We start from the raw sequence: 12,051 nt of genomic DNA, 5'->3' as shown, positions 1-12,051 counted from the left end.
AGAGTGTGGGAACCGATGGCGAACGACGACAGGCTCAGGGACTACCTCAAGCGGGCGACCGGCGAACTCCAGCAGGCCAAGCGGCGGTTGCGGGAGCTGGAGGACCAGAAGGCGGAACCCGTCGCGATCGTGGCGATGGCGTGCCGCTACCCGGGGGGTGTGACCTCGCCGGAGCAGTTGTGGGAGCTGGTCGCCGCGGGCGGTGACGGCATCACGTCCTTCCCGGACAACCGGGGCTGGGACGCCGAGGCGCTGTACGACCCGGAGCCGGCGACGCCGGGCCGGACGTACTCGACGCGGGGCGGCTTCCTGCACGACATGGGCAGCTTCGACGCCGATCTGTTCCGGATGAGTCCGCGGGAGGCGAAGGAGACGGATCCGCAGCAGCGGCTGCTGCTGGAGATCTCCTGGGAGGCGCTGGAGCGGGCGGGCCTGGATCCGACCGGGCTCAAGGGCAGCCGTACCGGGGTGTTCGCCGGGGTCGCCTACCACGACTACGCGGGGCGCAGCGGGCTCGGTGAGCGCGGGATCGGCACGCTGGGCAGTGTGGTGTCCGGGCGGGTGGCGTACAGCTTCGGTTTCGAGGGGCCCGCGGTCACGGTGGACACGGCCTGCTCGTCGTCGCTGGTGGCGCTGCACTGGGCGGTGCGCGCGCTGCGCGCGGGCGAGTGCTCGCTGGCGCTGGCGGGCGGGGTGACGGTGATGAGCACTCCGGACGCGTTCGTCGGGTTCAGCCAGGACCGGGGGCTGGCGCCGGACGGCCACTGCAAGTCGTTCGCGGCGTCCGCCGACGGCACCGGGTGGGGCGAGGGTGCCGGGATGCTGCTGCTGGAGCGGCTGTCGGACGCGCGCCGCAACGGGCATCCGGTGCTGGCCGTGGTCCGGGGCAGCGCCATCAACTCCGACGGCGCGAGCAACGGCCTGACCGCGCCGAACGGGCCCTCGCAGCAGCGGGTGATCCAGCAGGCGCTGGACGACGCGCTGCTGGCGGCCGCCGATGTGGACGCGGTGGAGGGGCACGGCACGGGCACGGTGCTCGGTGATCCCATCGAGGCGCAGGCGCTGCTGGCGACGTACGGGCGGGGGCGGCCGGAGGACCGGCCGCTGTGGCTGGGGTCGCTGAAGTCGAACATCGGGCACACCCAGGCGGCGGCCGGGGTGGGCGGGGTCATCAAGATGGTGCAGGCGATGCGGCACGGGGTGCTGCCGAGGCTGCTGCACCTGGACGAGCCGACGCCGAAGGTGGACTGGTCGGCGGGCGCGGTGCGGCTGCTGGCCGAGGACACGCCGTGGCCGGACGGCGGGCGGCCGCGGCGTGCGGGGGTCTCCTCGTTCGGGCTGAGCGGCACCAACGCGCATGTGATCGTGGAGCAGGCGCCCGCCGAGGCGGTGGACGCAGCCGGTGAACCGGGCGGTTCCGAGGGTTCCGGGACGGCGGCCGGGACCGGGCGGCCCGCGGCCGACGGCGGGCCGGTGCCGCTGGTGGTGTCGGGCAAGAGCGAGGAGGCGCTGCGCGCGCAGGCCGGGCGGCTCGCCGCGCATCTGGCGGAGAGCGGCGACACCGGCCTGCGGGACCTCGGGTTCTCGCTGGCGACCGGCCGGGCGGCGCTGGAGCACCGGGCGGTGGTGAGCGCCACCGACCGCAAGCAGGTGCGGCGCGCCCTGGCGGCGCTGGCCGCCGGTGAGCCCGCCGCGAACGTGGTCACCGGGGTGGCCCGGGGGGAGGCGGTCAACGCGTTCCTGTTCACCGGACAGGGCGCGCAGCGCCTCGGCATGGGCCGTGAACTGCACGCCGCGCAACCGGTGTTCGCCCAGGCGCTGGACGCGGCGCTGACCGAGCTGGACCGGCATCTGGACCGGCCGCTGCGCGAGGTGATGTGGGGTGAGGACGCCGAGCCGCTGAACCGCACCGAGTACGCCCAGCCCGCGCTGTTCGCGGTCGAGGTGGCCCTGTTCCGGCTGCTGGAGTCCTGGGGTGTCACGCCCGACTGCCTGGCCGGGCACTCCATCGGTGAGATCGCCGCCGCGCACGTGGCGGGTGTGTTCTCGCTCGCCGACGCCGCCGCGCTGGTCGCGGCGCGCGGCCGGCTGATGCAGGCGCTGCCCGCGGGCGGGGCGATGGCCGCGGTGGAGGCCACCGAGGAGGAGGTGCTGCCGCTGCTCACCGGGCAGGTGGGCGTCGCGGCGGTCAACGGGCCCTCGTCGGTGGTCGTCTCGGGCCCCGAGGACGGCGTCCTCGCGGTCGCGGAGGCACTGCGGGCGCTGGGCCGCCGCACCAAGCGGCTGAACGTGTCGCACGCCTTCCACTCGCCGCTGATGGAGCCGATGCTCGCCGAGTTCGCCCGGGTCGCCGAGGGCCTGTCGTACGCTCCCCCGGCGCTGACCGTCGTCTCCACCGTCACCGGCGCCCCGGCCGGCGCCGAGGAGCTGTGCTCCGCCGACTACTGGGTGCGGCACGTACGGGAGCCGGTGCGGTTCCTGGACGCGGTGCGCGCCCTGGAGTCGCGGGGCGTGACCACCTTCCTGGAACTGGGCCCGGACGCGGCGCTGTCGGCGACCGGACCGGACTGCCTGCTCGCCCCGGAGGAGGGTGTGTTCGCACCGCTGCTGCGCCGGGACCGCCCGGAGCGGCAGGAGACCGCGGGCGCCCTGGCCACCGCGTACACGCGGGGTGTACGGGTGGACTGGGCGGCGTACTTCGCGGGCGCGCGCCGGGTGGAGCTGCCGACATACGCCTTCCAGCACCGCTGGTACCTGTGGCAGCCGTCCACCACCGGGGGCGGCGGGGCCGATCCGCTGGACGCGGGCTTCTGGGACGCGCTGGAGCGGCAGGACGACGCGGCGGCGCTGGCCGGGCGGCTGGGGGTGTCCGGTGACGCGCTCGCCGAAGTGCTGCCCGCGCTGGGCGAGTTGCGCCGTACGCACCGGGAGCGGGCGCTGACCGACACCTGGCGCTACCGGGTGACCTGGCACGCGCTGCCGCGCCCGCAGGCCCCGAGCGGGCCCGCCGCGTGGCTGCTGGCCGTGCCCGCCGGGCGGGCCGCCGATCCGGCGGTGGCCGCGGTCGTGGAGGGGTTCCGGGAGCGCGCCGGGGACGTCACCGTGGTCGAGGTGGGCCCGGACGGCACACGGGACGCGCTCGCCGCGCGGCTCGGCGCGGCGGCGGACGACGTCCGTCCGGCCGGGGTGCTGTCGCTGCTGGGCCTGGACGGGGCGCCGCACCCGGAGCACCCGGAGCTGTCCGCCGGTACCGCGGCGACGGTCCTGCTGGCGCAGGCGCTCACCGACGCGGGCGTCACCGCTCCCCTGTGGTGCGTGACGGCGGGCGCGGTGGCCGTGGACGGCACCGAGTCCGTCGGCGAGCCGCTGGCGACCTCGCTGTGGGGCCTGGGCATCGGGCTCTCCCTGGACCAGCCGGACACCTGGGGCGGCCTGGTCGACCTCCCGGCGGGAGCGGACGCGGCCGACGCGGCGGTCCTCGACGGGCTGTACGCGGTCGTGTCGGCGGGCGGCGGCGAGGACCAGGTCGCGCTGCGCGCCCAGGGCGCCTACGGCCGCCGGATGGAGCGCGCGCCGCTGGGCGACCGGGAGCCCGCGCGGCCCTGGCAGCCGCGCGGCACCACCCTGATCACCGGCGGCACCGGCGGCCTGGGCGCCCATGTGGCCCGGCTGCTGGCCTCGCACGGCGCCCCGCACCTGGTCCTCACCAGCAGGCGCGGCGCGGAGGCGCCCGGCGCGGCCGGGCTGACGGAGGAACTGACCGCGCTGGGCGCCCGGGTGACGGTCGCCGCCTGCGACGTGGCCGACCGGGAGCAGGTGGCCGCCCTGCTGGCCGGGCTGCCCGAGCTGACCGCCGTGGTGCACGCGGCCGGTGCCGCGCAGCGGCCCGTCCCGCTGGGCGATCTGCCGCTGGCCGAGTTCGCCTCGGTCGGCACCGCGAAGGTCGCGGGCGCCGCCCATCTCGACGACCTGCTCGGGGACCGGGAGCTGGACGCGTTCGTGCTGTTCTCCTCGGGTGCCGCCGTGTGGGGCGGCGCCGGGCAGACGGCGTACGCGAGCGCCAACGCCTTCCTGGACGGGCTGGCGCGGCGGCGCCGGGCGCGCGGCCTGGCCGCGACCTGTGTCGCGTGGGGCTCCTGGGACGGCGGCATGGTCACCCCGGAGATCGCCGCGGCCTCGCGGCGGATCGGCGCGCCCGCGATGGCGCCCCGCTCGGCGCTGGCCGCGCTGCGCCGGATCCTGGAGCACGGCGAGTCCCATGTGGTGGTCGCCGACATCGACTGGGCGAAGTTCGCCCCCACCTACACGCTGGCCCGGCCGCGCCCCCTGCTGGACCTGCTGCCGGAGGCCGCCGAGGGCGGCGTACCGGAGCAGAGCGCGGGCGGCGGCGACCGCCAGGACCTGGCCGCCCGCCTGGAGCGGCTGACCGGGCCCGAGCAGGCGGCGGCCCTGCTGGACCTGGTCCGCACCCAGGTGGCGGCGCTCCTCGGCCACGAGGACGGCGCGGCGGTCGAACCCCACCGGTCCTTCCAGGACCTGGGCTTCGACTCGGTGTCCGCCGTGGACCTGCGGACCCGGCTGAGCGCGGCGACCGGCCGCAAGCTGCCCACCACGCTCGTCTTCGACTACACCACGCCGCGCGCCCTCGCCGACTACCTGCGCACCGAGCTGTGCCCGCAGGACGGCGGCGCGGGCGGCGGCTCGGTCGACGAGGAGCTGGAGCGGTTCGGCGCGTATCTGGCCGCTCTGACACCCCAGCAGGTCGAGGAGTCCCGCATCGTCTCCCGGCTGCACGCGCTGACCGCCCGGCTCACGGGCGGCGGCGGTGAGGAGGCCGGCGCCTCCGCTCAGGCCACACTCGAGTCCGCCAGTGCGGACGACGTGTTCGACTTCATCAACACCACGCTCGGACTCGATGTCGACTCGATCCGCGAATAGGACAGCAGCGATGACCAACCCCCAGACGGGCACCGATCAGAAGCTGGTGGCGGCGCTGCGCGCGTCGCTGAAGGAGAACGAACGGCTGCGCGCGCACCACCGCAGGCTCGACGAGGCCGCGCGGGAGCCGGTGGCGGTCGTCGCGATGGCCTGCCGCTTCCCGGGCGGGGTCAGCTCGCCCGAGGACCTGTGGCGGCTGGTCGCCGAGGGCACCGACGCGGTCGCCCCGTTCCCCGCCGACCGCGGCTGGGACCTCGCGAAGCTGTACGACCCGGACGGCGAGCGGCCCGACACCAGCTACGCCCGCGAGGGCGGGTTCGTGGACGACGCGGGCGGCTTCGACGCCGACTTCTTCGGGATCAGCCCCCGCGAGGCCCGCTACATCGACCCGCAGCAGCGGCTGCTCCTCGAAGTGTCCTGGGAGGTGTTCGAGCGGGCCGGGATCGACCCGGCGGCCCTCAAGGGCTCGGCCACCGGTGTCTACGCCGGGATGATGTACCACGACTACCCGGCCAACTCGAACACCGGTTCGGTGCTGGCGGGCCGGGTCTCGTACACGTACGGCTTCGAGGGCCCGTCCGTCACCGTGGACACGGCCTGCTCGTCGTCCCTGGTCGGCATGCACCTGGCCGCGCAGGCGCTGCGCTCCGGCGAGGTCGGCCTCGCGCTGGCCGGCGGGGTCACCGTCATGGCCAGCCCGGAGACCTTCGTGGAGTTCAGCAGGCAGCGCGGGCTGGCCCCGGACGGCCGCTGCAAGTCCTTCGCCGCCTCGACGGACGGCACCGGCTGGGCGGAGGGCGCCGGTCTCCTGCTGCTGGAACGGCTCTCCGACGCCCGCCGCAACGGCCACCCCGTGCTGGCCGTGATCCGCTCCTCCGCCATCAACCAGGACGGCGCCAGCAACGGCCTGACCGCGCCGAGCGGCCCCGCCCAGCGCCGCGTCATCCAGCAGGCGCTGAGCGCCGCCGGGCTCACCACGGCCGACGTCGACGCGGTCGAGGCGCACGGCACCGGCACCACCCTCGGCGACCCCATCGAGGCGCAGGCGCTGCTCGCCACCTACGGCCAGGACCGGCCCGAGGGCCGCCCGCTCTGGCTGGGCTCCCTCAAGTCGAACATCGGCCACGCCCAGGCCGCCGCCGGTGTCGGCGGTGTGATCAAGATGGTCATGGCCATCCGCGAGGGCGTCCTGCCCAAGACCCTCCACATCGACGAGCCCACCCCGCACGTCGACTGGGAGTCCGGCGCCGTCGAACTGCTCACGGAGTCCCGGGCCTGGCCCGACACCGGCCGCGCCCGCCGCGCCGGTGTGTCGTCCTTCGGCCTCAGCGGCACCAACGCCCATCTGATCATCGAGCAGGCCCCCGCCGAGGAGCCCGCCGCAGACCCCGGCGAGGAGCCCGCGCCGGGCGCGCGCCCGGCCGGTACGGTCCCGCTGGCGCTGTCGGCCGCCTCCCCCGAGGCCCTGCCCGACCAGGCCCACCGGCTCCACACCTGGCTGGCCGCCCGTCCCGGCACCGCCCTGCCCGACCTGGCCCACACCCTGGCCACCGCACGCGGCGCCCTGCGCCACCGCGCCGTCGTCTGCGCCGGGACCCACGAGGACGCCCTCCAGGGCCTGGCCGCCCTCGCCGAGGGCCGCACCGCGCCGGGCGTCCTGCGCGGCCGGGCGCGGACCACCGGGAAGCTGGCGTTCCTGTTCACCGGGCAGGGGGCGCAGCGGCTCGGCATGGGCCGGGAGCTGGCGGACACCTATCCGGTGTTCGCCCAGGCCCTGGACGCCGTACTGGCCGCCGTGGACGCCCACTTGGAGCGGCCGTTGCGGGAGGTGATGTGGGGCGAGGACGCGGACCTGCTCAACCAGACGCAGTACACCCAACCGGCGCTGTTCGCCTTCGAGGTCGCGCTGTACCGGCTGGTCGAGTCGTGGGGCGTGACCCCGGACCACCTGGCCGGGCACTCGATCGGTGAGATCGCCGCCGCACATGTGGCGGGTGTCTTCTCGCTGGAGGACGCGGCACGGCTCGTCACCGCACGCGGACGGCTCATGCAGGCCCTCCCGGCAGGCGGCACGATGATCGCCGTACAGGCCACCGAGGACGAGATCCTGCCGCACCTGACCGAACGGGTCGGCATCGCCGCCCTCAACTCGCCCGATTCCACCGTGATCTCGGGCGCTGAGGCCGAAGTACGGGCCATCGCGGACCACTTCGCCACCCAGGGCCGCAAGACGAAGCAGCTCGCCGTCAGCCACGCCTTCCACTCACCGCTCATGGAGCCGGTGCTGGACGACTTCCGGGCCGTCGCGGAATCCCTCACCTACGAGCAGCCGCTCATCCCCTTCGTCTCCACGGTCACCGGCGACACCGTCACCGACGAACTCACCACCCCCGCCTACTGGACCGAGCACATCCGCAAGCCCGTCCGGCTGACGGACGCCCTCGCCCGCATCCCCGCCGCCACCTTCCTGGAGATCGGCCCCGACGCCGTCCTCACCGCGCTCGGACCGGCCGTGGCCGAGGACGCCGTGTTCGTCCCCGCGCAGCGCCGCAACCGCGAAGAGCTACGTGAACTCGTCTCCGCGCTGGGTCAGTTGCACACGTCGGGTGTCCGGGTCGACTGGGCCGGGTACTTCGCGGGCACCGGTGTCCGGCGGGTCGACGACCTGCCGACGTACGCCTTCCGGCGCACCCGCTACTGGCTGACGCCCAAGGAGTACGCGGGCGGTTCCTGGCCGGGCGCGGGCGGCGGTGACGTGTCCGAGGCGGGGCTGTGGGCGCCGGAGCATCCGCTGCTGGGGGCGGCGGTGCCGTCACCGGAGTCGGACGGGGTGGTGTTCACCGGGCGGCTGTCCCGCGACAGTCACCCCTGGCTCGCCGATCACGCGGTCGGGGGCACCACGCTCTACCCGGGCACCGGTTTCGTCGAGCTGGCGCTGGCCGCCGGGGCGCAGACCGGCTTCGAGACACTGGCCGAAATGACCCTGGAAGCCCCGCTGGTGGTGCCCGAACAGGGCGGGGTCGCCTTCCAGGTCGTCGTCGGGGAGGGCACCGAGACCCGTACCGTCGCCGTCTACGCCCGGGAGGAGGACGCGGAGGCAAGCGCCTCCTGGACCCGGCACGCGACGGGCACGCTCAGCGCCACCCCGGCCTCCCCGACCACCGCGGCCACCGCGCCCGTCCCGTCCGGGGACCTGGCGGTGTGGCCGCCGGCCGGTGCCGAGCCGCTGCCCGTCGAGGGGATGTACGAAGAGCTGGCCGAGGCCGGGTTCGGGTACGGGCCCGCCTTCCAGGGGCTGACGGCCGCCTGGCGGGACGGGGACGACCTGTACGCCGAGATCGGCGCGCCCGAGGGCACGGTGGTCGAGAGCACGGCCGCCGAGGGCTTCGGGCTGCACCCGGCGCTGTTCGACGCCTGTCTGCATGTGTTCGGGCTGGTGTCGGACGGGGAGTCGGCGCGGGTGCCGTTCGCCTGGTCGTCGGTGGCGCTGCACGCCTGGGGCGCGTCGGCGCTACGGGTGCGGCTGACGCCGTCGGCGGACGGGGACGGCATGGCGCTGGAGGTCGCGGACGCCCAGGGCGCGCCGGTGCTGTCGGTGGGTTCGCTGGTGCTGCGGGAGGTCGCGGCGTCGCGTCCGGCGGGCGGCGACAGCCTCTTCCGGGTCGAGTGGACCCCGCTGGACGGGGCGCCTGCCCCGGCCGGGAGCGCGAGCACGGCAGCAAGCGGGGGCGCTGCGGCCGGGGTGGCGGTGCTGCGGACCCGGCCGGGGGTGAGCGCCGCCGAGACACACACGGAGGTGCTGCGGGTCCTCGGCGAGGTCCAGGAGGCGGTCACCTCCGGTGCCCGGCTCGCGGTGGTGACGAGCGGGGCGGTGGCACTGCCCGGCGAGGACGTCACCGACCCCGCCGGAGCCGCCGTCTGGGGCCTCGTACGCTCCGCACAGGCCGAGAACCCCGGCCAGTTCACCCTCGTCGACACCGACACCGACCCCTCCGCAGGAAACACCTTCCTGGAAGCCGCCCTCACCACGGGCGAACCCCAGGTCCTGATCCGGGGCGGGCACCTCCACGCCGCCCGCCTCACCCGGCACACCCCCACCGAGAGCGACCAGCCCACAGCCGTCTTCACCCCCGACAGCACCGTCCTGGTCAGCGGGGCGGGCGGCGCGCTCGGCCGGGCGGTCGGACGGCATCTGGCCGGCGCGTACGGGGTGCGGCGCCTTGTGCTGGCGAGCCGCCGCGGTCCGTCCGATCCGGCGATGACCGCGCTGCGCGACGAACTGGCCGCCCTCGGCGCGGACATCGCGGTCGCGGCCTGCGACCTGGCCGACCCGGCGGCCACGGCCGCGCTGCTGGACGCGCATCCGGTGGACGCCGTCGTGCATGTCGCCGGTGTCCTGGACGACGGGCTCGTCACCTCCCTCACCCCGGAACGGGTGGCGGCCGTCCTGCGGCCCAAGGTGGACGCGGCCTGGAACCTGCACCAGCTCACCCAGGACCGCCCGCTCACCGCGTTCGTGCTGTTCTCCTCGGCGGCGGGCACCGTCGGCAACGCGGGCCAGGGCTCCTACGCCGCCGCCAACTCCTACCTGGACGCGCTCGCCACCCACCGCGCCCACCACGGACTGCCCGGCCTCTCCCTGGCCTGGGGCCTGTGGGCCGACGGATCGGGCATGGCCGGGGAACTGGCCGAGGCGGACCGCGCCCGGCTGGACCGCTCCGGAGTGCGGGAGATGTCCGAGGCGGAGGGTCTCGCGCTGTTCGACACGGCGTGTGCGGCGGACCGGGCGGCGCTGGTGCCGATCCGGTTCGACTTCAAGGCGCTGGCCGCGGCGGGCGAACCGCCCGCGCTGTTCCGCTCGTTGGTGCGCACGGCCGTACGGCGGCGGGCCGCGGGCGACGACCCGGCGGCGCTGCGCGCCCGGCTGGCCCGGCTGGACGACGGAGAGCGGGAGCGCGAGATCCTGGCGCTGGTGCTGCGGCACTCGGCGACGGTGCTGGGGCACGGCGGCGCCGACGCGGTCGATCCCGAACGGGGCTTCCTGGAGGCGGGGTTCGACTCGCTGAGCGTGATGGAGCTGCGCTCGGCCCTGCACGACGACCTGGGCGTGACGCTCCCGTCGACGGCGGTCTTCGACAGCCGCACGCCCGCGGGGCTCGCCCGCAGGCTGCGCGAGGAGTTCACCGCGGAACCCGCGGCGAGCACGCCGGCCGCACGCGGCGAGACGGTTCCCGGGCTGTTCCGTGACGCGGTGCTGGCGGGCGACTCGGACGGCGGCTTCGCGCTGCTGCGGGCGGTGGCCGATCTGCGGCCGCACTTCGCCTCGGCGGCGCAGTTCACCGGCGAGCTGGGGCCGCAGCGGCTCGCCGAGGGCCCGGCGCGGCCGCGGCTGGTGTGCCTGAGCACGCCGATGGCGACCGGGGGCCAGCACCAGCACGCCCGGCTGGCCTCGCACTTCCGCGGGGTGCGCCCGGTGAGCACCCTGCCGACGCCCGGGTTCACCCCCGGCGACAGCCTGCCCGGCTCGGTGGACGCGCTCACCGCGATTCTCGCGGACGCCGTGCTGAACGCCGCCGAGGGCGAGCCGTACGTGCTGTTCGGCTACTCCTCCGGTGGTCTGATCGCCTACGCGACGGCGGCCCGCCTGGAGGCGATGGGGGCCGGGCCCGCCGGTGTGGTGCTGGTGGACAGCTACCAGGTGTCCGGCGGCGGGGTCAGCGCGCAGGTGTTCCAGGAGATGGCCGTGACGCTGGTCGAACAGGACGCGGAATTCGGCCTGTTCGGCAGTACGGGGCTGTCGGCGATGACCCGCTACTTCGATCTGCTGCCGCAGTGCCCGCTGGACCCGATCTCCGCGCCGGTGCTGTTCCTGGGCGCCGACCGCTCGTTCCTGCCCGAGGAGTCGGCGGCGGCCGAGGAGGAGTGGCGGGCCAGGCCCTGGCGTCCCGAGCACACCTACCGGCCGGTGCCGGCCACGCACTTCACCGTCATCGAGGACGACGCCGAGGCCACCGCCGCGCTGGTGGAGGAGTTCCTCGGCACGCTCGCTCCCGTTCCCGCCCGTACCTGACGAGGTGTCCGACATGTCCGTGCCCCACACCGTCAAGGGGACCGTCCCCTTCGGCGAGTACAAGACCTGGTACCGCCTCAGCGGCGATCCGGGCACCTCCCCGCGGCCGACGCTGGTGGCCGTGCACGGCGGGCCCGGCAGCACGCACGACTATCTGCGCGCCCTGGAGGTGTTCGCCGCGGTGGGCTGGCCGGTGGTCCTCTACGACCAGCTCGGCAACGGCGGCTCCACGCATCTGCCGGACAAGGGACCGGAGTTCTGGACGCCCGAGCTGTTCCTCGACGAGCTGGACAACCTGCTCGACCGGCTGGGGATCGCGGACAACTACGTGCTGTTCGGGCAGTCCTGGGGCGGTCTGGTGGTCGCCCGGCACGCCGCGGCACGGCCCCGGGGACTGCGCGGCCTGGTCGTCGCCAACGCCCCGGCGTCGTACCCGCTGTGGCTGCGGGAGATGGAGGTGCTGCGCGCGCAGCTGCCGCCCGGGGTCAACGACGTGCTGCTGCGGCACGAGGCGGCCGGGACGACGGACAGCGAGGAGTACCACGCGGCGATGCGGGTCTTCTACGACCGGCACGTGTGCCGGCTCAAGCCGTGGCCGCGCGACTACCAGGCGTCGTTCTACGAGATCACCAACGACCCGACCGTGTACCACGCGATGAACGGCCCCAGTGAGTTCCATGTGATCGGCACGCTCAAGGACTGGGGGGTGGAGGACTGCCTGCCGGACATCGAGGTGCCCACGCTGGTGCTGTCCGGCGCCCATGACGAGGCCACGCCCGAGACGGTGCGGCCGTACGCGGAGCTGATCCCCGACGCACGCTGGGAGGTCTTCCCCGAGTCGAGCCACCTGCCGCACCTGGAGGAACCGGAGCGGTTCATCGCCACCATGATCGAGTACCTGAAGGGGCTGCCCGGCTGACCCACGCCTGCGGGCGGGCACACGAGAACACGGGAGCCGCCCTCCGGGACACACCCCGGGGGGCGCCCGGCCACCTACGGCGACAGACACCAGACGACTGTATAAGACGCTTGACTTAGACGGT

The 12,051-nt window shown here is 75.2% G+C and carries 3 protein-coding genes; all 3 read left to right on the top strand.

Translation table 11 applies throughout. The annotated features are described in order from the left end of the window. The first annotated feature begins 15 nt into the window (after positions 1 to 15). Genes ACWDYF_RS31470 through ACWDYF_RS31460 form a run of 3 tightly spaced genes read left to right on the top strand, consistent with a single transcriptional unit; the run spans position 16 to position 11,927 of the window. Positions 16 to 4,938: a type I polyketide synthase gene (locus ACWDYF_RS31470; RefSeq protein WP_451584315.1), complete on the top strand. Its 4,923-nt coding sequence runs from the start codon at positions 16 to 18 to the stop codon at positions 4,936 to 4,938. After that, a complete protein-coding gene (locus ACWDYF_RS31465; RefSeq protein ID WP_389471197.1) occupies positions 4,916 to 11,008 on the top strand; it encodes a type I polyketide synthase in 6,093 nt (2,030 codons plus the stop codon). The genes ACWDYF_RS31470 and ACWDYF_RS31465 overlap by 23 nt, the downstream gene beginning before the upstream one ends. Positions 11,009 to 11,021: 13 nt before the next feature. Continuing rightward, a complete protein-coding gene (locus ACWDYF_RS31460; protein ID WP_389471199.1) occupies positions 11,022 to 11,927 on the top strand; it encodes a proline iminopeptidase-family hydrolase in 906 nt (301 codons plus the stop codon). The last annotated feature ends 124 nt before the right edge of the window (positions 11,928 to 12,051 follow it).

Source organism: Streptomyces sp. NPDC003284 (genome assembly GCF_053589675.1).
Note: the sequence above shows the minus strand (reverse complement) of the source record. Positions and strands in the feature narration are given on the sequence as shown.

What these genes read in the sequence shown, in the direction of transcription:
- ACWDYF_RS31470 (WP_451584315.1), top strand. Translation starts at nt 16, where the DNA reads ATGGCGAACGACGACAGGCTCAGGGACTACCTCAAGCGGGCGACCGGC.
- ACWDYF_RS31465 (WP_389471197.1), top strand. Translation starts at nt 4,916, where the DNA reads ATGTCGACTCGATCCGCGAATAGGACAGCAGCGATGACCAACCCCCAG.
- ACWDYF_RS31460 (WP_389471199.1), top strand. Translation starts at nt 11,022, where the DNA reads ATGTCCGTGCCCCACACCGTCAAGGGGACCGTCCCCTTCGGCGAGTAC.